The 23,476-nt window shown below is 71.8% G+C and carries 22 protein-coding genes and 1 riboswitch; of the genes, 15 read left to right on the top strand and 7 right to left on the bottom strand.

The annotated features are described in order from the left end of the window. Positions 1 to 176 precede the first annotated feature (176 nt). The 10 genes from AB0K10_RS17630 to AB0K10_RS17675 all read left to right on the top strand — a co-directional run bounded on the left by AB0K10_RS17630 (position 177) and on the right by AB0K10_RS17675 (position 10,832). Positions 177 to 896, top strand: a complete 720-nt coding sequence (locus AB0K10_RS17630) for a response regulator transcription factor (RefSeq protein ID WP_192580148.1) — start codon at positions 177 to 179, stop codon at positions 894 to 896. A gap of 147 nt (positions 897 to 1,043) precedes the next feature. Then, positions 1,044 to 1,937, top strand: a complete 894-nt coding sequence (locus AB0K10_RS17635; protein WP_363684587.1) for a polysaccharide deacetylase family protein — start codon at positions 1,044 to 1,046, stop codon at positions 1,935 to 1,937. A 62-nt stretch (positions 1,938 to 1,999) separates the two neighbouring features. Next, on the top strand, positions 2,000 to 2,926 hold the full coding sequence (gene mshD / locus AB0K10_RS17640) for a mycothiol synthase (RefSeq protein WP_363684589.1): 927 nt from the start codon (positions 2,000 to 2,002) through the stop codon (positions 2,924 to 2,926). Positions 2,927 to 3,216: 290 nt separating this feature from the next. Continuing rightward, positions 3,217 to 4,326 carry a phosphate ABC transporter substrate-binding protein PstS gene (pstS, locus tag AB0K10_RS17645; protein ID WP_363684591.1) on the top strand — a complete coding sequence of 370 codons (1,110 nt, stop codon included), beginning with the start codon at positions 3,217 to 3,219 and terminating at the stop codon, positions 4,324 to 4,326. A 39-nt stretch (positions 4,327 to 4,365) separates the two neighbouring features. After that, positions 4,366 to 5,457, top strand: a complete 1,092-nt coding sequence (gene pstC / locus AB0K10_RS17650; protein WP_363684593.1) for a phosphate ABC transporter permease subunit PstC — start codon at positions 4,366 to 4,368, stop codon at positions 5,455 to 5,457. Then, positions 5,454 to 6,542, top strand: a complete 1,089-nt coding sequence (gene pstA / locus AB0K10_RS17655) for a phosphate ABC transporter permease PstA (RefSeq protein WP_363684595.1) — start codon at positions 5,454 to 5,456, stop codon at positions 6,540 to 6,542. Before pstC ends, pstA begins: the two co-directional genes overlap by 4 nt. Positions 6,543 to 6,559: 17 nt before the next feature. Then, entirely contained in the window at positions 6,560 to 7,336 is a 777-nt protein-coding gene (gene pstB / locus AB0K10_RS17660) for a phosphate ABC transporter ATP-binding protein PstB (protein WP_088987405.1), read from the top strand. A 111-nt stretch (positions 7,337 to 7,447) separates the two neighbouring features. Next, entirely contained in the window at positions 7,448 to 8,551 is a 1,104-nt protein-coding gene (locus tag AB0K10_RS17665; RefSeq protein ID WP_363684597.1) for a sensor histidine kinase, read from the top strand. Then, positions 8,548 to 9,228 (top strand): response regulator transcription factor, encoded by a 681-nt coding sequence (locus AB0K10_RS17670; RefSeq protein ID WP_363684599.1) that lies wholly within the window; start codon positions 8,548 to 8,550, stop codon positions 9,226 to 9,228. Before AB0K10_RS17665 ends, AB0K10_RS17670 begins: the two co-directional genes overlap by 4 nt. A 74-nt stretch (positions 9,229 to 9,302) precedes the next feature. After that, positions 9,303 to 10,832: a tannase/feruloyl esterase family alpha/beta hydrolase gene (locus AB0K10_RS17675; protein ID WP_363684601.1), complete on the top strand. Its 1,530-nt coding sequence runs from the start codon at positions 9,303 to 9,305 to the stop codon at positions 10,830 to 10,832. Positions 10,833 to 10,881: 49 nt separating this feature from the next. Here the strand turns inward: AB0K10_RS17675 and AB0K10_RS17680 are convergent, their stop codons facing one another. Continuing rightward, the gene (locus AB0K10_RS17680) at positions 10,882 to 11,715 is read right to left on the bottom strand and encodes an NUDIX hydrolase (protein WP_363684603.1); all 834 of its coding nucleotides are present in this window, start codon (positions 11,713 to 11,715) and stop codon (positions 10,882 to 10,884) included. 171 nt (positions 11,716 to 11,886) lie between these two features. On the opposite strand from AB0K10_RS17680, the gene AB0K10_RS17685 reads away from it, so the two are divergent. Then, a complete protein-coding gene (locus AB0K10_RS17685) occupies positions 11,887 to 12,855 on the top strand; it encodes a Gfo/Idh/MocA family oxidoreductase (RefSeq protein WP_363684605.1) in 969 nt (322 codons plus the stop codon). 48 nt (positions 12,856 to 12,903) lie between these two features. On the opposite strand, the gene AB0K10_RS17690 is transcribed toward AB0K10_RS17685, so the two are convergent. From AB0K10_RS17690 to AB0K10_RS17700, 3 genes are all read right to left on the bottom strand, one after another. Beyond that, positions 12,904 to 13,911: an inorganic phosphate transporter gene (locus AB0K10_RS17690; protein ID WP_363684607.1), complete on the bottom strand. Its 1,008-nt coding sequence runs from the start codon at positions 13,909 to 13,911 to the stop codon at positions 12,904 to 12,906. A gap of 4 nt (positions 13,912 to 13,915) precedes the next feature. Continuing rightward, positions 13,916 to 14,542, bottom strand: coding sequence for a DUF47 family protein (locus AB0K10_RS17695; RefSeq protein WP_007465788.1), 627 nt, complete (start codon positions 14,540 to 14,542; stop codon positions 13,916 to 13,918). 127 nt (positions 14,543 to 14,669) lie between these two features. Continuing rightward, positions 14,670 to 15,620 carry a PPK2 family polyphosphate kinase gene (locus AB0K10_RS17700; RefSeq protein ID WP_363684609.1) on the bottom strand — a complete coding sequence of 317 codons (951 nt, stop codon included), beginning with the start codon at positions 15,618 to 15,620 and terminating at the stop codon, positions 14,670 to 14,672. A 225-nt stretch (positions 15,621 to 15,845) separates the two neighbouring features. Here AB0K10_RS17700 and sigJ point away from each other — a divergent pair, with 225 nt between their 5' ends. Next, on the top strand, positions 15,846 to 16,811 hold the full coding sequence (sigJ, locus tag AB0K10_RS17705) for an RNA polymerase sigma factor SigJ (protein ID WP_363684611.1): 966 nt from the start codon (positions 15,846 to 15,848) through the stop codon (positions 16,809 to 16,811). Between the two features lie 12 nt (positions 16,812 to 16,823). Here the strand turns inward: sigJ and AB0K10_RS17710 are convergent, their stop codons facing one another. Then, positions 16,824 to 17,330 carry a DUF402 domain-containing protein gene (locus AB0K10_RS17710; protein ID WP_363684613.1) on the bottom strand — a complete coding sequence of 169 codons (507 nt, stop codon included), beginning with the start codon at positions 17,328 to 17,330 and terminating at the stop codon, positions 16,824 to 16,826. Between the two features lie 100 nt (positions 17,331 to 17,430). On the opposite strand from AB0K10_RS17710, the gene AB0K10_RS17715 reads away from it, so the two are divergent. Further along, on the top strand, positions 17,431 to 19,635 hold the full coding sequence (locus AB0K10_RS17715) for an ATP-dependent DNA helicase (protein ID WP_363684615.1): 2,205 nt from the start codon (positions 17,431 to 17,433) through the stop codon (positions 19,633 to 19,635). Between the two features lie 119 nt (positions 19,636 to 19,754). Here AB0K10_RS17715 and AB0K10_RS17720 read toward each other — a convergent pair whose 3' ends face one another. After that, positions 19,755 to 21,053 carry an AI-2E family transporter gene (locus AB0K10_RS17720; protein ID WP_363684617.1) on the bottom strand — a complete coding sequence of 433 codons (1,299 nt, stop codon included), beginning with the start codon at positions 21,051 to 21,053 and terminating at the stop codon, positions 19,755 to 19,757. Between the two features lie 158 nt (positions 21,054 to 21,211). Here AB0K10_RS17720 and AB0K10_RS17725 point away from each other — a divergent pair, with 158 nt between their 5' ends. Continuing rightward, entirely contained in the window at positions 21,212 to 21,550 is a 339-nt protein-coding gene (locus tag AB0K10_RS17725; protein WP_363684619.1) for a co-chaperone GroES, read from the top strand. Between the two features lie 101 nt (positions 21,551 to 21,651). Then, positions 21,652 to 21,819 carry a hypothetical protein gene (locus AB0K10_RS17730; RefSeq protein ID WP_007465801.1) on the top strand — a complete coding sequence of 56 codons (168 nt, stop codon included), beginning with the start codon at positions 21,652 to 21,654 and terminating at the stop codon, positions 21,817 to 21,819. 16 nt (positions 21,820 to 21,835) lie between these two features. Here AB0K10_RS17730 and AB0K10_RS17735 read toward each other — a convergent pair whose 3' ends face one another. Next, positions 21,836 to 23,317 (bottom strand): PrsW family intramembrane metalloprotease, encoded by a 1,482-nt coding sequence (locus AB0K10_RS17735; protein WP_363684621.1) that lies wholly within the window; start codon positions 23,315 to 23,317, stop codon positions 21,836 to 21,838. Positions 23,318 to 23,340: 23 nt separating this feature from the next. Continuing rightward, positions 23,341 to 23,461: riboswitch (SAM riboswitch) on the top strand. The last annotated feature ends 15 nt before the right edge of the window (positions 23,462 to 23,476 follow it).

A 23,476-nucleotide genomic window follows, 5' to 3' on the forward strand; every position in this document is an offset into this window, starting at 1 on the left:
CGCCACGATCAGGGGCAAGCTAGACAAACGGGAAATGGCCTGACGGCGCGGCCGAGGCGATCGGTTACGCTCAACGCGTTACCCGCCCGTCAGCGACGCCGGGACCACGCAATTTCTCAGCGCACTCTGCCACGAGTGTGTCTGGTCGCGTGCGGCCTCGCGCCGCCGGGACGGAGGTGATCGTGGAGATCCTGCTGCTGGTGACCGCACGCGCAGGGGAACCGTCGGCTGTGCTGCCGGCGCTCGACCTGTTGCCACACTCGGTTCGCACCGCGCCGCGCGACGTCCGCACCCTGGTTGCGGGGCCCAGTCCCGACGCGGTGCTCGTCGACGCCCGCTCGGAGCTGAGTGAGGCCCGAGCGACCTGCCGGATGCTGCACGCCACCGGGCTCGGGGTGCCGCTGGTCGCGGTGGTGACCGAGGCCGGCCTGATCGCGCTCAACGCGGACTGGGGCGTCGACGACGTCATCCTCGCGTCGGCCGGCCCCGCCGAGGTCGAGGCCCGACTGCGACTCGCGGTCGGCCGCCTGAGCAACGCGACCGCCGGCGCCGGCGGCTCGATCCGGGCCGGCGAGCTGAACATCGACCCCGACACGTACGCCGCCAAGCTGAAGGGTCGCCCGCTCGACCTCACCTACAAGGAGTTCGAGCTGCTGAAGTTCCTGGCCCAGCACCCGGGCCGGGTGTTCACCCGCGATCAGCTGCTGCGCGAGGTCTGGGGCTACGACTACTTCGGCGGCACTCGGACGGTGGACGTGCACGTCCGCCGGCTGCGCGCCAAGCTCGGCTCGGAGTACGAGTCGATGATCGGCACGGTCCGCCAGGTGGGTTACAAGTTCGTCGTGCCGCCGTCGCGGTCCCTGCCCGAGGCGGAGCACGCGCCGCTGCCCGTCTAGCTTCAGCCGGGCGATTTCCCATATGCCCCTTTTGCGCAGCTCGCCAGTCCTATTCTGACTGCCGGGTTTGTCGTAAAAGGGGGCGGCGGTGCGCGCAGGTAGCACGGGGGCGAGGGGCCGGCACGACCGGCCAGCCGGGCGGAAGCCGTGACGCGGGTCAGCTCGACCGCGCGGGCGGCGGGGATCGTGACGGTGGTGGTGGCCGCGCTGCTCGGCTCGGCGTACGTGCTGGGCCGCAGCCTCGTCCCCGACCAGACCCGGCAGCACGCAACGGGTGTCACCACCGAAGGCGACGGGCCGCACTACGCCGATCAGCCTGCCGAAAAGCCCTCGACCGGCTCCTCGGCCGGCGCCCCGACCGACATTCCGACCACGAGCCAGAACGCCGGTCCCAGCGAGGCCGGCCAGGACGGCTCGGGGCAGGACACCACTGACGGCGGGCTGTTCGGCGCCCACACCAGCACCGGCAGCGGCCGGGTCGCGCTGACCTTCGACGACGGGCCGGACCCGCGCTACACCCCGCAGGTCCTCGCGGCGCTGCGCGAGTACGACGTCAAGGCCACGTTCTGCGTGGTGGGCGAGAACGCCCAGGACCATCCCGACCTGATCCAGGCGATCGTGGCCGACGGCCACACCCTCTGCAACCACTCCTGGCACCACGACGTCTCTCTCGGCAACCGTTCCACCGATCAGATCCGCGCCGACCTGGTACGCACCAACGAGGCGATCCGGGCGGCAGTGCCGGACGCGCCGATCGTCTGGTACCGCCAACCCGGTGGGGCCTGGACCGCTCCGGTGGTGTCGGTGTGCACGGGGCTCGGCATGACGCCGCTGCACTGGTCGGTGGACCCGTCGGATTGGCAGGCGCCCGGTGCCAGCAAGATCGCCACGACGGTCCTCACGCAGGCGCGACCCGGTGGGGTGGTCCTCATGCACGACGCCGGCGGAAACCGGCAGGGCACTGTCGACGCGCTGAGCCGGATCCTGCCCGAGCTCAGCACGCGGTTCGAGCTGGAGGCCCTGCCGACCAACCCGACGTGACCCACGGCCCGTTACTCGGCGACCCTCCGGGGCGTACGAGGCGCAGCCGCTACGGTGACGGAATGAGCAGCGCGGAGCCGACCAGCGACCAGGTGACCCGGACCGACCGACTGGCCCCGGCGGAGATCGCCGGTGTGCTGGCCCTGGCCCGCACGGCGGGCGACACCGACGGCGCGGACCCGCTCGACGAGCACGTCCTGCTCCGCCTGCGCGATCCGGAGGCGCCCGCCGTGCACCTGCTGGCCCGCGCCGACGACGACACCCTCACCGGGTACGCCCACCTGGACACCAGCGACCCGGTGGACGGCATCGGGGTGGAGTTGGTGGTGCACCCCGCGTACCGGCGGAGGGGCACCGGTCGGGCGCTGGCCCGGGGCGTGCTCGCCTCGGCCACCGGGCCGCTGCGGGCGTGGGCGCACGGCGACCACCCGTCGGCGGCAGCGCTCGCCGTGGATCTCGGGTTCACCCGGGCACGCGTGCTCTGGCAGCTCCGCCGCCCGTTGGCGGCCCCGCTGGGCGAGCCACGCCTGCCCGACGGTGTGGCGCTGCGCGCGTTCCGGCCCGGTGCCGACGACGCGGCCTGGCTGACCCTGAACGCGCGGGCCTTCGCCGAGCATCCCGAGCAGGGGCGGTGGACGTCGGACGACCTGCGGGTCCGCCTCGCCGAGCCGTGGTTCGACCCGGCCGGTTTCCTGCTCGCCGAGGAGACCTCGACCGGCCGGCTGCTCGGCTTCCACTGGACGAAGGTGCACGAGCAGCCCGGGTCGGCCCGCATCGGCGAGGTGTACGTGCTCGGCGTGGAGCCGACCGCGCACGGTGGTGGGCTCGGTCGGGCGCTGACCACCGCGGGGCTCGCGTACCTGCGGGACAAGCGCGGTCTCGACCGGGTGATGCTCTACGTGGACGACTCGAACAGCGGGGCGGTCGCGCTCTACGAGCGGTTGGGCTTCGCCCGCTGGTCCGCACACATCAACTACCACCTGGGCTGACGCGCGGGCACGCGACGGCCGGGTCACCGGCGGGTAACGGCCGAGCCTCGGCGGCATAACGGCGAACCGGAAATATACCCATACTTCCGACAGGTGTACCCCGGTTCACTTAACGGACAACTCACCCTCAGCAAGCGGTCATCCAGGGGGCCGTACGTGTTCACCTTGCGTTCACTTGCGACCGGCGAACCGGCTACCTGGCCCTCCTAACTTTCGTGTCAGCCGGTCAGTGCCGGTCCTCGGGCCCCGGTATCGGGGCACCAAGTCAGACGCGAAGGGAAACCCCTCAGGTGAAGCTCCAGCGGTACGGCACTATTGCCTGCCTCGCTCTTGCCGCGACGCTCGGCCTCAGTGCATGCGGCTCGGACAACAACGAGCCCACTTCCGGCGCCAGCGCCTCGGGCTCCGCCGCCGCGGTCGACTGCGGTACCGGCACGGTCAACGCCCAGGGCTCCTCGGCCCAGAAGAACGCCATGGCCGAATGGATCAAGGCGTACCAGCAGAAGTGCGCTGGCACCACGATCAACTACGAGGGCACCGGCTCGGGCGCCGGCATCCAGGCGTTCATCGCCGGCACCGCCGACTTCGCCGGTTCCGACTCCGCGCTCAAGCCGGAGGAGCAGCCGCAGGCCGACGCCAAGTGCGCCGGTGGCAAGGCCCTCAACCTCCCGATGGTGATCGGCCCCGTCGCGGTCGTATACAACGCCGGCAGCGGCGTGGACAACCTCCAGTTCAAGCCGGCCACCCTGGCGAAGATCTTCGCCGGCAAGGTCACCAAGTGGGACGACGCGGCGATCAAGGCGGACAACCCGGACGCCAAGCTCCCGTCGGCCCCGATCCAGGCCGTGCACCGCTCGGACGAGTCGGGCACGACCGACAACTTCACCAAGTACCTGTCGAAGACCGCCGAGTCGGACTGGACCTTCGGCAACGCCAAGGCCTGGAAGGCCCCGGGTGGCGTCGGTGCCGCCAAGTCCGACGGCGTGGCCAGCAAGGTCAAGAGCACGGTCGGCACGATCAGCTACGTCGAGTGGTCGTACGCCGAGAACTCCGGCCTGAACAAGGCCAAGGTGCAGAACGGTGCCGGCGAGTGGGCCGAGCTGACCGCCGACTCGGCTGGCAAGACCATCGCCGGAGCGAAGATCGAGGGCCAGGGCGACGACCTCAAGCTGTCGATCGACTACAACACCAAGGAGGCCGGGGCCTACCCGATCGTCCTGACCACGTACGAGATCGTCTGCAGCAAGGGCCTCGCCGCCGACAAGCTCAAGCTGGTCAAGGGCCTCCTGGGCTACGCCGCCAGCACCGAGGGCCAGACCTCGCTGACCGACCTGGGCTACGCCCCGCTGCCGGAGACGGTTCGCACCAAGGTCGAAGCCGCGGTCAAGAACCTCTCCTGATCCGACCCCACCACCTCAGCAACGGAATCGAGCGAGCAGATGGGTGAAACCCCTCACCGCTCGGCCGACGCCGGCACCGGCGGGACGCGCGTGACCCAGAGTCACGCGTGGCCCGCCGGTGCCTCGGCGCGTGTGGCCGAGGCACCAGTCAGCGCGCCTTCCCCCGATGGCAATGGGCTGGGAGGCGGCGGCGCGCTGCCGAGAAACCGGAAGTTCGGCGCCGAGCGGGCCTTCCACGGCCTCACCATGGCAGCCGGCACGATGGTGCTGATCATCATCGTGGCCATCGCGGCCTTCCTGATCGCGAAGGCGATCCCGGCCCTACGTGCCAACACGGCGAACTTCTGGACCTTCGAGGGCTGGTTCCCGAACGACAACCCGCCCACGTTCGGCATCGGCGCGCTCGCCTTCGGCACCGTCCTCAGCGCCGCCCTGGCTCTGCTGATGGCCGTGCCGGTGGCCATGGGCATCGCGCTGTACCTGTCCCACTACGCTCCCCGGCGGCTCGGCAACAGCCTCGGCTTCCTGATCGACCTACTGGCCGCCGTGCCCAGCGTGGTGTTCGGCCTGTGGGGTCGCGACTATCTCATCGGCCCGGTCACCGACCTCTCGGGCTGGCTGAACAAGTACTTCAGCTGGATCCCGATCTTCGGCGGCGACGGCCCGTACGGCAATTCCATCCTGCTCGGATCGCTGGTCCTGGCGATCATGGTGCTGCCGATCGTCACCTCGCTCACCCGCGAGGTGTTCCTGCAGACGCCTACCGCCAACGAGGAAGCGGCCATCGCCCTGGGCGCCACCCGGTGGGAGATGCTGCGCACCGCGGTGCTGCCGTACGGCCGCCCCGGCATCATCGCCGCGGTGATGCTCGGCCTGGGCCGGGCGCTGGGTGAGACCATCGCGCTCGCGCTGACCCTCGGATCCACGTACGCCATCTCGTTCAACGTGCTGGAGAGCGGCGGCAACACCATCGCCGCCAACATCGCCAACCGCTTCGCCGAGGCGAACGACACCGGCCGGGGCGCCCTGATCGCATCCGGTCTGGTGCTCTTCGCGATCACCCTCGTCGTCAACATCGTCGCGCGGGCGATCATCTACCGCCGCCGGGAGTTCACGGAGTCCGCCGCATGAGCGCCACGGTCACCTCACACCGCCCTCGGCCGCCGGCACAGCCGGAGACGCTGCGGGCTCGGCGGTTGCCCGCGTACGCCGCACCTGTCATCGCCGTGGCGGCGCTGGCGCTCGCCGCCGCGATCGTCTACGGCGCGGGCATCGGCGGGCCGGTCCTCGTCATCGTCCTCGGCGCGGTGCTCTACCTGGTCGGGCTCTTCGCGGCGTCCAACGCCGTCGAGGGCCGGCGGTCGGCCCGTAACCGCACCTGGAGCGCGCTGATCCACTCCGCGTTCGTGCTGGCCGTGGTGCCGCTCGCCTCGGTGGTCTGGACGCTTGTCAGCAAGGGCACCGAACGGCTCGACGCGAACTTCTTCAACACCTCGATGAACAACATCGGCGCCCGCGACCCGAACGGCGGCGCGTACCACGCGATCGTCGGCACGCTGGAGCAGGTCGGCATCGCCGCCCTGATCACCGTGCCGCTGGGCATCCTCTGCGCCATCTACATCGTCGAGTACGGCCGGGGCCGGTTCGCCTTCGCGATCCGGTTCTTCGTCGACGTGATGACAGGCATCCCGTCGATCGTCACCGGCCTGTTCGTGCTGGCGTTCTGGGTGCTGATCGTGTCGCCGTGGTTCAACGACGGCCGGCCGAGCTTCTCCGGCTTCGCCGCGGCGCTCGCGCTCAGTGTGCTCATGCTGCCGACCATCGTCCGATCGACCGAGGAGATGCTCCGCCTCGTTCCGCCGCCGCTACGCGAGGGGGCGTACGCGCTCGGCGTGCCGAAGTGGAAGACCATCTTGCGGGTGGTGGTGCCGACGGCGCTGCCCGGCATCGTCACCGGCGTCATGCTCTCCATCGCCCGCGCGGCAGGCGAGACGGCCCCGGTGCTCCTGGTCGCCGGCGGTGGCGCCGCGATCAACTTCAACCCGTTCGAGAACAACCAGTCGTCGTTGGCCCTCTACGTCTACCAGCAGGCCGGCGAGGCCTCGAAGTACTCGCCGGCACGGGCGTGGACCGCGGCACTCACCCTGGTCGCCCTCGTGCTCATCCTGACGATCGCGGCGAAGTTGCTGGCCCGTCGCAACAGGCTCAGCCGATGAACCCCGGAGGTACCACCATGGCCAAGCGCGTCTCCGCCTCGAACGTCACCGCCTACTACGGCGGGTTCAAGGCGATCGAGAACATCAACCTGACTGTCGAGCCGAAGACTGTCACCGCTCTCATCGGGCCGTCCGGCTGCGGCAAGTCCACCTTCCTGCGGTCGATCAACCGGATGCACGAGGTGCTGCCGGGTGCCCGGGTCGAGGGCAGCCTGACCATCGACGACCAGGACATCTACCACCGGGACGTGGACGTCACGGCCGTCCGGCGCACCATCGGCATGGTCTTCCAGCGGCCGAATCCGTTCCCCACCATGAGCATCTTCGAGAACGTGGTGGCCGGGCTGAAGCTCAACGGCGTCCGGAAGAAGTCGATCCTCGACGAGGCGGCCGAGAAGGCTCTGCGCTCGGCGAACCTGTGGGACGAGGTGAAGGACCGGCTGGGCAAGCCCGGCGCGGGCCTCTCCGGCGGTCAGCAGCAGCGGCTCTGCATCGCCCGGACCATCGCGGTCGAGCCGCAGGTCGTCCTGATGGACGAGCCGTGCTCGGCGCTGGACCCGATCTCCACGCTGGCGATCGAGGACCTGATGTTCCAGCTCAAGGACAAGTTCACGATCATCATCGTGACGCACAACATGCAGCAGGCCGCACGCGTGTCGGACCGGACCGCCTTCTTCTCGATCGAGAAGACCGGCGACCCGGGCAGGCTGATCGAGTACGACAACACCCAGAAGATCTTCAGCAACCCGAGCGTGAAGAAGACCGAGGACTACATCACCGGCCGCTTCGGCTGACCCGCTGGTCTCCTCCGCTCTCCGCGACACAGGCGGTCCGTCTCCGGACGGACCGCTTCGTCGTTCCCGCGGCCGATGACCGTCGCCCCGTGCGCTGCCTACGATCACCTGGTGCGTACGCCCGGCGGACTCCTGCGCGGATGCCGGCCCGACCTGCGGGTCGCCGTCGGCCTGTTCGCCGTGCTCGCGACCCTGATCGTGGTCACACCGAACGGCCCACACCAGCCCATCGGGTACGCGGCCGCGCTCGCCCTGGCGGCGGTGCAGGCAAGCACCATCGCGATGCTGCGGCACCACCCCGAGGGCGCGATGACGGCGGCCGTCCTCGCCGGGATCGGCATCGAGTTCCTCAGCCCGGCCATCGGCTGGCTCGGCCAGGTCGCCGCGGTGCTGGCCGCCTACGCGCGGCTGCGGTCGCCGTCGCGGTCACTGTGGGTGCTCGCCCTGCTGCTGGCCGGTACGCCATGGAAGCTGGCGCACGGCGACTGGCGCAACGTGCTGCTCGCGATCGCCGGCCCGGCGCTCGGCTGGACCCTCGGTGAGCTGGGCCGGACCCGCGCGCTGCGGCGGCAGGACTCCGAGCGCCGCATCGTCACCCAGGAACGCGAACGGATCGCCCGCGAGCTGCACGACGTGCTGGCCCACACGGTGTCGGTGATCATCGTGCAGGCCGGGGCGGCGCAGGACGTTTTCGACCGCCGGCCCGACCTGGCCCGGGCGGCGCTCACCTCGATCGATCTGGCCGCCCGGTCCACCCTGTCCGAACTGCGGGTGCTGCTGCAGACGATGAGCGCCGACGCCGGGCCCGACCCGGCAACCCCGCAGCCCGGTCTGGCACAACTGGACACCCTCGCGGCGTCGCTGCGGGCCACCGGGCTGATCGTCGAGCTGGATCGGGAACCGGCCGTGTCGCCGTTGCCGGCGGCGGTCGACCTGTCGTCGTACCGGATCGTGCAGGAGTCGCTCACCAACACGCTGCGGCACAGTCAGGCCACCCTGGCCCGGGTGACGGTGCGGTGCTCGCCGCGGTCGGTGCGGCTGGAGATCCGCGACGACGGGCCGGCCCGTCCGAGCGGCCGGGTCGACCGTTCCTCCCACCGGGGGATCGTGGGGATGCGGGAACGGGCCCGGTTACTGGGCGGGACGCTGGACGCCGGGCCGGCGCCGGGCGGGGGCTTTCGGGTGCGAGCGGACCTGCCGCTCACCTCGGCATGACGACGGCTGCCATCCGGGTGTTGATCGCCGACGACCAGGCCCTCGTCCGAGCCGGGTTCACGATGATCATCGGGAGCCGCGAGGACCTCGAGGTAATCGGCGAGGCGGGCGACGGTCTGGAGGCCGTCGCGCTCGCGGAGCACCTGCGACCGGACGTGATCCTGATGGACGTGCGGATGCCCCGGCTGGACGGCATCGAGGCGACCCGTCGGCTGGTCGCCTCCGGCCAGCCGGCGCGGATCATCATGCTGACCACGTTCGACCTGGACGAACCGGTGTTCGCGGCGCTGCGGGCCGGCGCCAGCGGCTTCCTGCTCAAGGACATCCGCCCCGACGAACTGGCCGAGGCGGTACGGGTGGTGGCGCGCGGTGAGGCACTGCTCGCGCCGACTGTCACCCGGCGGCTGCTCGACCGGTTCGCCAGCGAACTGCCCGGCGGCACGTCCCCGCCGGCGCTCGACGCGCTCAGCGCCCGGGAGATCGAGGTGCTCACGCTCGTCGCCCGGGCGCTCTCCAACGACGAGATCGCGGAGCGCCTGGTCCTCAGCAGGGCCACCGTGAAGACCCACCTGTCGGCGATCCTGCTCAAGCTCGGCCTGCGCGACCGGGTGCAGGCGGCCGTGCTCGCCTACGAGTGCGGCCTGGTCCGGCCGGGCACCGCTCCGCCTCGGGGATGACCGGCATTCCCGTCCCGGGACCGATCCGGCAGACCCGCCGGCCCGCCTAACCTCCCTCCAAAGAGGAGGGAAGCATGATCCGTTCATTGCTGGCACTGCTGACCGCCGTACCCCTGATCGTCACGCCCGGAGCCGCCACCGACCCGCCCGCCGACCGGTGCGCGGGGTTGGCCGGGGCGCGCATCCCGCAGGTGTCGGTGGCCTCGGCGGAGCGCGAAACGAACGACGAGGGCCAGGAGTTCTGCGTGGTGCAGGGGGTGATCCGGCCGCAGACACGGTTCACCGTCAAGCTGCCCGTCTCCGGATGGACGGGGCAGTACGTACAGCAGGGCTGCGGCGGGCTGTGTGGCGAGGTGCCCGACCTGACCCTGCCGCTCTTCGGGTTCCAGTGCGCGGTCGCCCGGGACGGCAAACTGGTGTTGGCCGCCGACGACACCGGCCACACCGGCGACCCGATGACAAGCGAGCCGGCGACCTGGGGTGCCGACCCACGGGCCCGACTGGAGTTCGGGCTGCTGTCCGAGCACCGGCTGCGGCGGGTGGCCGACGCGGTGATGGTCGCGTACTACGGGCACGGCCCGACGTACCGGTACTTCGACGGCTGCTCGACCGGCGGCCGGCAGGGGTTGATGCTGGCGCAGCGCTTCCCGGCCGACTTCGACGGCATCCTGGCCGGCGCGCCGGTGCACAACCTGGCGCCGCTGGCGCTGCTCAACGCCTGGGTGGTGCTCCGCAACACCGACGCGTCGGGCCGGCAGATCCTCGGCCCGGAGAAGATTCCCGCGCTGCACGAGGCTGTCGTCGAGAAGTGCGGTGAGGTCATCGACGATCCACGGCGGTGCGGGTTCCAGCCGTCGTCGCTGCGCTGCCCGCGGGGCGCGGACCGGCCGGACTGCCTCACGCCGGCCCAGGTGGCGGCCGTGGTGGCGTTCTACCGGGGCCCGAACGGCCTCTACCCCGGAGGCATGCCGTACGGGTCGGAGCTGGGCTGGATCGACGAGTTCGTGGTGCGCTCCGGCTCCCCGGCGGACGGCAACACCGGGAGGATCGCGCTCAACTACCTGCGGTACCTCGCGTACCCGCAGAACCCGCCCGCCGACTTCCAACTGACCGACGTGCGGTTCACCCGGGCCACGTTCGACAGGCTCAACGTGCTGGGTGACGCCATCTACAACGCCACCGACGCGGACCTGTCCGAGTTCCGCGCACGGGGCGGCAAGCTGATCCTCTACCACGGCTGGGCGGACCCGTCCGTCCCCCCGTTCTCGACTGTCGACTACTACGCGGCCGTGCAGCGTCGCGGCGGCAGCGAGGCGTTCACGCGGCTGTACATGGTGCCGGCCGGCTACCACTGCCTGTTCGGGCCGGAGCCGACCGAGCACCCGTCGGAGATCGGCATCCCGGAGTTCCTCCAGCCGCTGATGGACTGGGTCGAACGCGACGTGGCTCCGGGCGACATCGACGTCCTCACCTACGCGCCCAACGAGGAGCCGGACCAGCAGTTCGTCCGCTTCCTCACGGTGTCGCCGTTCGACGCGCTGGCGCCGGCGCACGCCGCACCGGGCAGCCTCAACGCCAACTACCGGTACGTCGGCCACTACTGACGGACGGACCGCCGGTCCGCCGTACCCACGGGATACGGCGGACCGCCGGTCAGCCGAGCACGAAGCGGGGCTCGCCGTCGGCCGGGAGGTCCAGGCGCGGGGTGATCGGGGTGGCGGCATCCCGCTCGGCCGCCGCGCGGGCCACGCCGGCCAGGTCCCCGGCAGCCGCCACCTGGGCCAACGTGACAAGGGTCGGCGGCAGCATGGTCAGCTCGCCCGCCTCGGCGCGGGCCAGCGCGTCCGCCGGGCGGATCCACATGGTGTGGTCGGCCTCCCCGGAGACGTCCCGGGTCCGCTGCCCCGCCGGCAGCAGGGCCACGAAGAAGTACGTGTCGAAGCGGCGCGGCTCGAACTCCGGGGTGACCCACCGGCTCCACGGCAGCAGCAGGTCCGATCGCAGCGTGAGGCGCCGGTCGGCGAGCAGCGCCGCGAAGCCCAGCCGGCGTCCCTCCAGGTCCTGCCGGGCGGCCTCCCAGTCGTCGCCGCTGACGTCACCCACCACTGTCGCCCGGTCCGGCCCGGCGAGCAGGACACCGGCCTCCTCGAAGACCTCCCGGGCGGCGGCGCAGACCACCGCCTGGGCGGCGTCCGGGGCAACCCCGAGCCGGCCCGCCCACTCGGTCGGCGTGGGACCGGCCCAGTCGAGGTGCGCCGCCGAGTCGGAGCGGTCCACCCCACCGCCGGGGAAGGCGTACATCCCGCCGAAGGTCATCGCGGCGACGCGGCGGATGACGTACACCTCGAAGTCGGTGTCGGTCGGACGCAGCAGCAGCACGGTGGCGGCGACCCGCGGTGTGGCCGGGGTGCCGCCCTCGGCACGGAAGCGGCGGGCGTGCTCGACCAGGGCGGCCGGGGCGGCGAAGCCGTCACTGTCGATCGTCATGCCGCGAGCCTAGTTCCCGACGGTGGCGCTCTTCTTCGTGGCTTGATCGACTCAAGATCGGCGAGGTGGGGGCACCCGACGCGGGGAGATACCGCGACATCGCCGACCTCGTGCTGGTCAAGCAAGGGTCGGCGGGCCGTTGGTTCACCCGGCTCGGCTAGCGTGCCGAGCATGACTCGTTGGGGCATCCTGGCCACCGGCCACATCGCCAGCCGTTTCGCCGAAGACCTCCGGCTGGTGCCGGACGCCGAACTGGTCGCGGTCGGCTCCCGCGCCGCCGACAGCGCGCAGCGCTTCGCCGAGACGTACGGCGCGAAGCGCGCGTACGGCTCGTGGGTGGAGCTGGCCGCCGATCCGGAGGTCGACGTGATCTACGTGGCGACGCCGCACGCCGCGCACCACGAGGCGGCGCTGACCTGCCTGACCGCCGGTCGGGCGGTGCTGCTGGAGAAGCCGTTCACCCTCGACCTGGCCAGCAGCACCGAACTGGTGGAAACTGCCCGCGCCGCCGGGGTCTTCCTCATGGAGGCCATGTGGATGCGACTGAACCCGATCATCCGGCGGGTGGTCGAGCTGGTCGAGCAGGGGGCGATCGGCACGCTCCGCAACGTCCGGGCCGACTTCGGGGTGGCCGGGCCGTTCCCGCCGGAGCACCGGATGCGCAACCCGGCGCTGGGCGGGGGCGCGCTGCTCGACCTCGGGATCTACCCGATCAGCCTGGCCCACCTGCTGCTGGGCGTGCCACAGCACGTCCGTTCCTGGGCGCACCTGGGCCCGGAGGGGACCGACGAGAACACAGGCATCCTGTTCGGGTACGACACCGGGGCGGTGGCCACGCTGAGCTGCGGCATGGTCGGGGCGAGCGCGCTGTCGGCCTCGATCACCGGCAGCACGGGCCGCATCGACCTGCCGGAGCCGTTCTTCCGGCCGGGTTCGGTGACCCTGCACCGGGACGGGTTCGCGCCCGAGACGATCTCCGCCGAGGAGGCCGGTAACGGCTACCAGTACGAGGCGATCGAGGTGCAGCGCTGCCTGGCCGCCGGGCTGACCGAGAGCCCGCTGGTGCCGCACACCACGACGCTTGAGGTGATGACCCTGCTGGACACGGTCCGCGAGCAGATCGGCGTGCGGTACGAGTGAACGCAGGAAGGCCCCCGAACCGGGGGCCTTCCTGCGTGCGGGGACCTGTCAGCCGAAGATCGGCCGGACCAGCAGGTAGGCGACGCAGGCGATAAGCGCGGCCGCAGGGAAGGTGATGATCCAGGCGATCACGATGTTGCCGGCGACGTTCCAACGAACCGCGGAGAGGCGCTTGGTCGCGCCAACGCCCATGATCGCCGAAGTGATCGTGTGGGTCGTGGAGATCGGCGCCTTCAGCACCAGGGCGTTGAAGTAGAGCACCGCGCTGGCAACCGTCTCGGCGGCGAAGCCCTCCGGAGGCCCGAGATCGATGATCTTGCGGCCGAGGGTACGGATGATCCGCCAGCCACCCGAGTAGGTGCCGAGCGCCAACATCGTCGCCGAGGTCCAGAACACCCAGCCCGGGATGTGCGTCTTGTCGGTCTGGAAGTGGCCGGTGTAGAGCGCCAACACGATGATGCCCATGGTCTTGGCGGCGTCCTGCATGCCGTGGCCGACGGACATGGCCGCCGCCGACACGGTCTGCGCCCAGCGGAAACCCCTGTTGAGCTTGCCCGGCTGCCCCTTCCGGAACAGCCAGAGGATGGCAAGCATCAGCAGGTAGCCGAGGGTGAGACCGACGATCGGGGAGAGCACCATCGGCAGGATGACCTTCTCGCCGATGGTGGCCCACTGCACGACGCCGCCCGCGGACAGCAGGGTCGCGCCGACCAGGCCACCGAAGAGGGCGTGCGAGGAGGACGACGGCAGGCCGAAGTACCAGGTGATCAGGTTCCAGGCGATGGCGCCCAGCACACCGGCGAAGACCACGCCGAGGCTGCTCACGCCGGTCGGGAGCGTGACCAGCCCGTCACCGACGGTCTTGGCCACCCCGGCGCCGAAGTGTGCGCCGATGAAGTTGCCGACCGCGGCCAGCAGCAGGGCGAGCCGGGGTGTCAGCGCCCGGGTGGAGACGCTCGTGGCGATCGCGTTCGCCGCGTCATGGAAGCCGTTCGTGTAGTCGAACGCCATGGCGGCGACGATCACCGCCAGCACGGCGATGAGTTCGGGTGTCACCGGCTCAGGACTCCTTGACCGCGATGGTCTCGACCGTGTTGGCCACGTGCTCGAAGGCGTCGCAGGCGGCTTCCAGCTCGTCCGCGACCTCCTTCATCTTCAGCACCGTCAACGCGTCGTACTCACCCGAGAAGAGGCGGACGAGCAGCTGCCGGTTGATCCGGTCGCCCTCGTTCTCCAGCCGGTTGCACTCGATCCAGTAGTCCTCGAGGTCCTTCATCGACTGCAGCCGGGGCATCGCCTCGGCCGTCAGCTTGGCCTGCTGGTCCAGCACGTTGACCATCTCGTGCAGCTCCCGGGGCAGCGCCGGCAGCTCGGTCAGCCCGTACAGGTAGAGCAGGTCACCGACCGCCTCCAGGTGGTCCATCACGTCGTCGAGCAGCGAGCCGAGCCGGTAGATGTCCTCCCGGTCGAACGGCGTGATGAAGGTCGAGTTGATCTTCTTGTAGAGATCATGCGTGATCTGGTCGCTGTCGTGCTCGACCTCGGTCAGCCGCTCACTTACCGACTGCACGTCGACACCGGGCAGGGCCAGCTCGTTCAACAGCGCGGTGCCCCGGACCAGGTTCTGCGCGGCCCTGGTGAAGAGCTCGTAGAAGGCGCCCTCGGTGGGGCGGAAGGAAAACTTCACAGCACAGACCTCGTCGCGTCGGTGGAAGGGTGGCGGCGTCCGTGGGCGTCCGCTCGGTGAATGCTAGGAAACGCCAGAACCGTGAATTCGCCGGCCCACCCCTGGCCAGGCGACATTCACCGCTCGTTCACCTGCTGTTCATCTCGGGCGTCCCAACCGTCCCCGCTCCCCCAGCGGCCAACCGCTCGCGCTCGCGCGCCACGTCGAAATCGGCAGGCGGATACCCCAGATCGAGCGTGTCGAACGTCTCTCGCAGCAGGTGGGACACCGCCCAGTCCCGATACCATTTGCGGTCCGCCGGCACCACGAACCACGGCGCGGCGTCCGTCGTGCATCGGCTCAGCGCCTCGGCGTACGCGGCCTGGTAGTCGTCCCAGTGCGAGCGGGAGTCGATGTCCGACGGGTTGTACTTCCAGTGCTTCCGCGGATCGGTGAGCCGGTCCAGCAGCCGCTCGCCCTGCTCGGCGTAGGAGATGTGCAGCATCACCTTCACCACTGTCACGCCGTCGTCGACCAGCTCCCGCTCGAAGGAGTTGATCTGGTCGTAGCGGGCCCGCCAGGTCGCCTTCGGCACCAACGACCCGACCCGGGCGATCAACACGTCCTCGTAGTGCGAGCGGTTGAACATCCCCACGTACCCGGGCGGCGGCAGCGCCCGGCGGATCCGCCACAGGAAGTCGTGCCGCAGCTCCTGCGGGGTCGGCGGACCGAACGAGCGGATGTGCAGACCCAGCGGGTTCATCGCGCCGGCCACCCGCTTGATCGTGCCGTCCTTGCCGCCGCAGTCCATCGCCTGGAGCACCAGCAGCACCCGGTGCGGCGGCCGCGCCGAGCCGGCCTTGGCCATCGCGAAGAGCATCTCCTGCTGCCGGCCCAGCTCCTCCCCGACCAGCTCCACCTGCGCACGGGCCCAGGCCTTGCGGCGCTCCCCGCCCATCTCCTTCGCGGGCAGGCCGGGCGTGGACCGGGGATCGATCGCGGCGAGATCCACCGGCGCGGCGACCCGCAACAGGTCCCGCACGGACCCGCCCTCCGGCGCCACGACCCGCTCGCTCTGCCCCTGCCGGGTTTCGCTCATCCTCGGATCATCGCCCACCCGTCGGCCATCCGCCCGCCGAGGCCCCCAAGGCCCGCCCAGCCCGCCGAGGCCCGTCCAGGGCGCTGAGCCCGCCGAAACCGCCGAGCCCGCCCAGCCCGGCGAGCCCGCCCACTCCGCCGTCACGTCCGGGGCCGCCGGCGCGTCCGGTTGGTTGGAGGATGTACGCCAGGGCGCGGTGGCAGCACGGGGGAGGGTGGTGAGGTCGTGCAGGACCTGGTGACGGAGTTCGAGGCCGAGCGGGGCCGGCTGCTCGCGGTGGCCCACCGGATGCTGGGCAGCCGCAGCGAGGCCGAGGACGCGGTGCAGGAGACCTGGCTGCGCTACGCCGGGGCGCTCACCGACCCGGACGCCCGCGCTGAGATCCGCGATCTCTCCGCGTGGTTGACCACCACCTGCGCCCGGATCTGCCTGGACGTCCTGCGCTCGGCGCGGGTCCGCCGCGAGGCGTACCCCGGGCAGTGGCTCCCGGAGCCGGTCGTGGGCCCGCTGGACGGCGGGCCGCCCAGCGGCGGGTACGCTCCCGACCCGGCCGAACGCGCGGTCCGCACCGACCAGGTCGGCACGGCGCTGCGGGTGCTGCTGGAACGGCTCGCGCCCGAGCAGCGGCTCGCGCTCGTGCTGCACGACGTCTTCGCGGTGCCGTTCGCCCGGGTGGCGGACGTCCTGGGCACCAGCGAGGTGGCCGCCCGGCAGCTCGCCTCCCGGGCCCGGCGGGCCGTCACCGCACCGGACGCGCCCCGGCACACCGCCGACCCGGCCGAGCAGCGGCGCGTCCTCGCGGCGTTCGTGGCCGCCACCGAGTCCGGCGAGCTGGATCCGCTGCTGCGGGTGCTCGCCCCGGACGTGGTCCTCGTCGGCGACTCGGGCGGGCACTTCCCGACGGCACGCCGGCCGGTCGTCGGCGCGGACACGGTGGGTCGCTTCACGCTCGGCCTCTTCGGCCGGACCGGGCGGTACGCGCAACGGATGCGGGCCCGTCCGGTGCTTGTCGACGGCGCCCTCGGCCTGCACCTGGAGATGACACACAGCGACGGCCGGCCGATCCGGCTGGTCACCGCCTTCGCGGTCGACGGCGGCCTGATCACCGGCATCTTCAACCAGCTCAACCCGGAGAAGCTGGCCGACCTGCCGCCGCTGGGCGACGACGACTGGTGGCCGCCGCGCTGGTGAGCCCGCGCCGGCTCAGACCACCAGGGCCAACAACTTGCGGTACGACGTGGCGAACGGCTCGGTGCCGTCGCCGAGCGCGCCGTACAGCCACCGGGCCGCCGCCTCGGCCTCGACCACCACGTCCTCCGGGTAGCCGAAACGGGCCCGGTGCTCGGCGAACTCGTCCTCGTCGAGCAGCTCCACGAGACCGGTCGCCCGTCGCCGGACCACGTCCAGGTCGAGGTCGATCAGGTGGACGGTGTCGTCGGACTCCCAACGGGCCGGGGTGGCGATGTCGCAGTAGACCTCGCTGGTGCGCGGCGGCGGGTTGAACATCCCCGTCCACCAGGCGTGGTGCGGCACCAGAAGGACAAAGGGGATCTTCTCCACCGACGGTCGGCCGTGGTAGACCGACTCGGTGCCGAACGGGACGCCGAGCCAGACGCCGAGGTCGTCCTCCGCGAGGCGACGGGCCGGGTAGTCACGGTGCGCGCTGCCGTCGTACTTGCGGTAGATCACTCGGACCACGTCGCTCGGCATGATTCGCACCCTAACCGATACTGCCCACGCGTCGTAGCACAGCCGTAACCGGACGGGGTGGACCAGCGGGGTCGATGGGTGGTCCGCGCCACGCGGGCGGATGGGCGCGGTCGCTGTCGGCGGCGGCGGGTACCGTCGCACGGTGACTCCGCCCCGCACCGCCACCGGTTCCGCCACCCCGTCGGCCCGTGGTGGAAGCCGGCGGCGGGGTGCCCGGCCCAGCGGCACGGACCTGCTCGCGGCGGCGGTCGGCGCGGTCCCCGGCGGCACGGCGCGGCCCGGCCAGCAGCAGATGACGACAGCCATTGAGGAGTGCGTGACAAGCGGCGAGCACCTGCTCGTGCAGGCGGGCACCGGCACCGGCAAGTCACTGGCGTACCTCGCGCCGGCCCTGACCGTGGACGGCCCGGTGGTCGTCTCCACGGCCACGCTGGCGTTGCAGTCCCAGCTCGTCGACCACGACCTGCCCCGGCTGGCCGACGCCGTCGAGCCGCTGCTCGGCCGCCGGCCCACGTTCGCGGTGCTGAAGGGCCGGCACCACTATCTCTGCCTGGCCCGGCTGGACAACTCCACAGCTGACGAGCCGGAGGACACCCTCTTCGACACCCCGGCCGCCCGCCCCGGCGGCGGGACGAAGTGGCTCGGCGAGGCGGGCCGGCTGGGCAAGCAGGTCGAGCGGCTGCGCGACTGGGCCGAGAAGACCGACACCGGCGACCGCGACGAACTGGACCCGGGCGTCGACGACCAGGCCTGGCGGCTGGTCTCCATGCCGTCGCGGGAGTGCGTCGGCGCGGCCCGCTGCCCGTTCGGCGCGGAGTGCTTCGCCGAGGCGTCCCGGGCCCGCGCCCGCGAGGCCGACATCGTGGTGACCAACCACAGCCTCCTGGCGGTCGACATGCTGGCCGACAGGCACATCGTCCCGCCGCACAAGCTGCTCATCGTCGACGAGGCGCACGAACTGGCCGACCGGGTCTCCTCGGCCGCCCAGGCCGAGCTGGTGCCGGAGCTGATCGACCGGACCACCCGGCGGGCCCGTACGCTGCTGCGGCCGGAGACCGCCGACGCGCTCACCGCCGCCGGTGACGCCCTCGCCGTCGGGCTGGCCGAGGCCCCGGCCGGTCGACTCACCGCCGGCCTGCCGTCGCCGCTGCGAGAGGCGTGCACGCTGCTCGACGCGGCGACCCGCACCGCTTTGGACGCGATCGGCGAGGTCAAGTCCGACGATCCCGACCCGGTCCGCAAGCAGCAGGCCAAGGCCGCGCTGGACGACCTCTCCACGACCGCCCAGCGGCTCCTCGAAGAGGCCGACCACGACGTGGCCTGGGTGGAGAAGAACGACAGCGGCAGCCGGCGGGCCCTCGTGGTCGCGCCCCTGTCGGTGGCCGGCACCCTCGCCACCCACCTGTACGACGAACGCACAGTGGTCGCCACCTCGGCCACCCTGGCGCTCGGCGGCCGGTTCGACACGGTGGCCCGCGCCCTCGGCCTGGACGCGCCGCCGCCCGCGCCGCCGTCCCCGGCCGCCGCCGCGCAGGCCGCCCGCACCGCCCCGGGCCGCCCGGCCGCCGAGGCGCCCGGCCGCCGGCTCGCCGGCGACACCAACCCGGGGTCCGTCGTGCCGGCGACCGAGGGCCCGGGCTGGCGCTCGCTGGACGTGGGCTCCCCGTTCGACTACGCCCGGCAGGGCATCCTGTACGTCGCCGCGCACCTGCCCCGGCCCAGCGTCTCCGGGCTGCCCGACGCCGCCGGGGAGGAGCTGCTCGGGCTCGTCGAGGCGCTCGGTGGTCGTACTCTGGGGCTCTTCTCCTCCCGGCGGGCCGCGACGCAGGCGGCGGAGCTGCTGCGCGCGCGGACCGACCTGCCGGTGTTGCTCCAGGGCGAGGAGGCACTGCCGCTGCTGGTCCGCCGTTTTCGCGAGGAGCGGTCGAGCTGCCTGTTCGGGGTGATGTCGCTCTGGCAGGGGGTGGACGTGCCGGGCGACGCCTGTCAGCTCGTGGTCATCGATCGGCTGCCCTTTCCCCGGCCGGACGAACCCCTCGCGGCGGCGCGCGCCGCGGCCGTGGACGCGGGCGGCGGCTCGGGTTTCGCCGCGGTCAGCGTGCCGATCGCGGCGGTCCGGCTGGCGCAGGGCGTGGGGCGGCTGATCCGGGCCACCGGCGACAAGGGGGTCGTCGCGGTGCTCGACTCACGGCTGGAGACGGCCCGCGGCTACGGGCCGTTCCTGCGCCGCTCGCTGCCGCCTTTCTGGTACACGACACGCCCCGAGGTCGCCCGGGGCGCCCTGCAGCGCCTCGCCGGCTCCTGACCCCCGGGGGGTCGCGCCGCCGCGCCAAGATCGCGCAACAACACGGAAATAGTGGCCTCCCCGTCGGGGGAGGCCACTATTTCCAGGATCGTGCGCGATCAAGTGCGGCGCGGTGGCGGTCAAGGGGCCTGCGAGGCGACGACCACGGCGTCGGGCGGAGTGTCCGGGACCGCACGGGCGGCCAGTCGGCGTACGGCGGTGTTCAACACCGCGATCAGCGGCACCGAGACCAGCGCGCCGGTGATGCCCGCGAGCACCACACCGGCCGCGATCCCGATGATCACCCCGAGCGGGTGGATGGCCACCGCCCGGCCCATGATGAGGGGCTGGAGGATGTGCCCCTCGACCTGCTGCACGACGATCACCGCGCCCAGGATGATCAACGCGGTGACCGGGCCGCTGTCGACGAGCGCCACCAGCACCGCCACGCCGCCGGAGAGCGCCGCGCCGACGATCGGGATGAACGCGCCGAGGAACACGAGCGCGGCCAGCGGGAACGCGAACGGGATCTTGAAGACGACCAGGGCGATGCCGATGCCTACCGCGTCGATGAAGGCGACAAGCACCGTCGCCCGGACGTAGGCGCCCAGCGTGTGCCAGGAGGCACGGCCGGCGTCGTCGACCTTCCACCGGGCGGCCACCGGCAGCAGCCGGACCAGGAAGCGCCAGATCCGGGCACCGTCACGCAGGAAGAAGAACGTCGCGAAGAGCACCAGGAGAGTGCCGGTCAGCACCTCCGCCAGCGTCGCGGCTGTGCTCAGCGCGCCGCTGGTGAACCGCGAGGTGTTGTCGTTGATCCAGGCCTGAGCCTCGTCGATGTAGCGGTCGAGCTGGGTGTCGGAGAGGTGCAGCGGGCCGGTCTTGAGCCAGTCCTGGATCTGCCGGACACCCTGCGACGACTTCTCGCTCAGCTCCGGCACGCCCTGGATGAACTCGTTGACGACGAGGGTCAGCGTGCCGATGACGCTCACCAGGCCGCCGACCAGCACCACGGCCGTCGCCAGCGACCGGGGCAGTCGGGCCCGCAGCAGCCAGCCCACCGCCGGCGCGAGCAGCGCCGAGAGCAGCAGCGCGATGGCCAGCGGGATGATCACGATACTGATCGTGCCGACGATCCGGAGCAGCGCCCAGGCCACCACGCCGATCACGATCAGCCGCCAGCACCACGCGGCGGCGATCCGCAGCCCGTGCGGCACGTCCGCGTCGTCCCGGCTGGATGTCGAGGTGTGCAGGTCCGCCTGAGGTTCGGCACCGACGACAGTGGCGCTCGGCGGGGCGCTCGGCCCCGGAACGGCGGGCGAGGCCAGGCCCGGCGGCTCCGGCACGTCGCTCGGCGTCTCCTCGGCGGCGTGAACCGACTCCTGTCCTGACCGGTAGGCGCGGCGCAGCCGCCCGCGTACCCGCTCGAAGCGGCTCAAGCGCACCTCCTGGCAGAAGAGTCGTCGGCCCACGGCGACAGGTCGGACAGCATACGTCCGTTCCCGACACCGTAGGGCAGTTCCGCCACACAATGCCCAGACCACCCCGGGCGTAACCACCGGCGGACGGTCGCCGGCGACACGGTAGCGTCTGCCCCGTGACCGCCGACCAGGATTTCGACTCCGGCCTGCCGATCCGCCTGCTGCACGACCGCGTGCTGGTACGGATGGACGGCAGCGAGGGCGAGCGCCGCTCCACCGCGGGCATCGTCATCCCGGCGACGGCCCAGGTCGGCAAGCGCCTCGCGTGGGCCACCGCCGTCGGCGTGGGGCCGAACGTCCGGGCCATCGTCTCCGGCGACCGGGTGCTCTTCGACCCGGACGACCGTTCCGAGGTCGAGCTGCACGGCCGCGGGTACGTGCTGCTGCGGGAGCGCGACGTGCACGCCGTGGCCGCCGAACGGGTCGACAACGACTCCACAGGCCTCTATCTCTGACGCACCTCCCCGGCTCTGACACACCCGGCGGGCGCCATCGCGCCGTTTGCCAGCCCGTGGCGCGGGAAGCCAGCCGGCGACCGTGGCCCTGGGGAGGGACGATGCCGGTATTCGTGAAGAAGCTGCTCACCTGGGGAAGCGTCGCGTTCCTGATCTACTTCGTGGCATTCCGGCCGGACGGCGCCGCGCAGATGTTCAAGGCGATCGGAGCGGCGCTGATGGCGATGTTCCAGGGCCTCGGCGACTTTCTCACCACCCTGATGACCTGAGCACCGCCGACCGCCGTCAGGAGTGACCGGGCGGCCAGGGCGCCGCGGGGCGCAGGCCGGGCCAGCCGGGCGGCGCGTAGCCCACTGGAGGCGGAGGCGGGCCCAGCACCACAGGAATCGGCACCACCGGCTCGTCGGGCGCGGCCACCGGCCGAGACGTACCGTCCGGGAAGCGCAGGTGGTACTGACTGCCGTCCCAGACGCCGACCGGCGCCTGCGGGTCACGACCCACGAAGAACGACCGGTGCGCGGTGATCGCCTCCAGCAGTTGCCGTTCCTCGGCGACGGCCCGCTCCCGGTCGGCCGGCTGACGGTCCAGACCACGCAGCGTCCCGTCGCGCAGCAGGGCCAGCCGCGTCGCGGCGAGCTGATATCCGCGCATCGCCCGTACTCCTGCGTCGCCGGCGACCCGGCGTGCCCAGCTGCGGGCCGCGTGCCGGCGACCGAGGCTGCTCAGCGCGGCCACCTCGGGCGGGCTCAGCCAGCCGGCACGCACGTAGTCGGGCAGGGTCCGCTCGGTGAGCCGCCCCTCCCAGGCGCGCAGCCACAGCGCCAGCCCGACCGTGCCGAAGAACACGGGCACCATCAGGCCCAGGAAGCCGTACAGCATGATCACCGCTTCGCCGGTGGCCTGGGTCAGCGTCGGCAGCAGGTTCCACGTGCCGTGCAGCATCATCGCCAACAGCAGGCCGGCGATGGGGGCGAGCACGCGGACCCGCCGGTCGGCAGAACGTGAGGCGACACCGAGCCCCACGCCTGTCATCGAGGTGAAGAGCGGATGGGCGAACCCGAACAGGAGGATCCGCACGATGAAGATGGCGATCACCTGCTGGGCGCCGGTCGCCGGGCCGTACCTGTCGGCGCCTGCCGCGTAGCCGTACCCGCCCAGGTAGAGGATGTTCTCCACCATGGCGAAGCCGACCGCGGAGAGCCCGCAGTAGACCAGACCGTCGGTGATCCCGGACCACTCCCGACGCCTGAACACCAGCAGCAGGATCGGCCCGAGGGCCTTGGTCAGCTCCTCGATGAACGGCGCCACCAGCACCCCGGTGAGCGCGGACGGCAGCCCCCAGTCGGCGAACCGCCCGGCGGCGAACTCGTTCACGTTGAGGGAGGCGGCGGTGGCGACGAACGCGCCCCAGGCGAAGCAGAAGATCAGGTACTTCAGCGGTTCCGGCTCGTAGCGGTCGAGCCACAGGAAGCAGGCGATCAGCACCGGCACCGGCAGGATCGCGGCGCCCACCCCGACCAGCAGGGCCTGCACGCCGAGCGACTCGCCGAGCTTGAAGACCATGAAGACCGCGCACGCGGCGATGAACAGCACCACCCCGGCCAGCACCAGGAACCGCAGCCAGTTCGGTCGGCGCGGCGGCATCCGGGGCGCCGCGACGACAGCCGGATCGGCGGGCGCGGGCGACGACGACGGCAGGGGTGCACCGGGCGGGGTGTCGGCCATGCGGTCAGCGTAGCCATCCCCCGCCGGCTGGTCCGGTCGCATCCACAGCCGCTATGCTGCGAGCAGGTCACGAGTGCCAGCGTTCAGCCCCGGCTTGCTGGCCGGCAACCCTCGTCGAGTTCGCGGTGGGGTGCCCCGGGTGATGACCGGGCCCAGCCCGATAGGCGTGCTGGGCAAGCGCGGACCCCGTCCCGACACCAC

The organism is Micromonospora sp. NPDC049274, assembly GCF_040678875.1.
In the GTDB taxonomy this organism is placed as follows: domain Bacteria; phylum Actinomycetota; class Actinomycetes; order Mycobacteriales; family Micromonosporaceae; genus Micromonospora.

What these genes read in the sequence shown, in the direction of transcription:
- mshD (WP_363684589.1), top strand. Translation starts at nt 2,000, where the DNA reads ATGAGCAGCGCGGAGCCGACCAGCGACCAGGTGACCCGGACCGACCGA.
- pstC (WP_363684593.1), top strand. Translation starts at nt 4,366, where the DNA reads ATGGGTGAAACCCCTCACCGCTCGGCCGACGCCGGCACCGGCGGGACG.
- pstA (WP_363684595.1), top strand. Translation starts at nt 5,454, where the DNA reads ATGAGCGCCACGGTCACCTCACACCGCCCTCGGCCGCCGGCACAGCCG.
- pstB (WP_088987405.1), top strand. Translation starts at nt 6,560, where the DNA reads ATGGCCAAGCGCGTCTCCGCCTCGAACGTCACCGCCTACTACGGCGGG.
- AB0K10_RS17670 (WP_363684599.1), top strand. Translation starts at nt 8,548, where the DNA reads ATGACGACGGCTGCCATCCGGGTGTTGATCGCCGACGACCAGGCCCTC.
- AB0K10_RS17675 (WP_363684601.1), top strand. Translation starts at nt 9,303, where the DNA reads ATGATCCGTTCATTGCTGGCACTGCTGACCGCCGTACCCCTGATCGTC.
- AB0K10_RS17680 (WP_363684603.1), bottom strand. Translation starts at nt 11,715, where the DNA reads ATGACGATCGACAGTGACGGCTTCGCCGCCCCGGCCGCCCTGGTCGAG.
- AB0K10_RS17685 (WP_363684605.1), top strand. Translation starts at nt 11,887, where the DNA reads ATGACTCGTTGGGGCATCCTGGCCACCGGCCACATCGCCAGCCGTTTC.
- AB0K10_RS17700 (WP_363684609.1), bottom strand. Translation starts at nt 15,620, where the DNA reads ATGAGCGAAACCCGGCAGGGGCAGAGCGAGCGGGTCGTGGCGCCGGAG.
- AB0K10_RS17710 (WP_363684613.1), bottom strand. Translation starts at nt 17,330, where the DNA reads ATGCCGAGCGACGTGGTCCGAGTGATCTACCGCAAGTACGACGGCAGC.
- AB0K10_RS17715 (WP_363684615.1), top strand. Translation starts at nt 17,431, where the DNA reads ATGGGCGCGGTCGCTGTCGGCGGCGGCGGGTACCGTCGCACGGTGACT.
- AB0K10_RS17730 (WP_007465801.1), top strand. Translation starts at nt 21,652, where the DNA reads ATGCCGGTATTCGTGAAGAAGCTGCTCACCTGGGGAAGCGTCGCGTTC.
- AB0K10_RS17735 (WP_363684621.1), bottom strand. Translation starts at nt 23,317, where the DNA reads ATGCGACCGGACCAGCCGGCGGGGGATGGCTACGCTGACCGCATGGCC.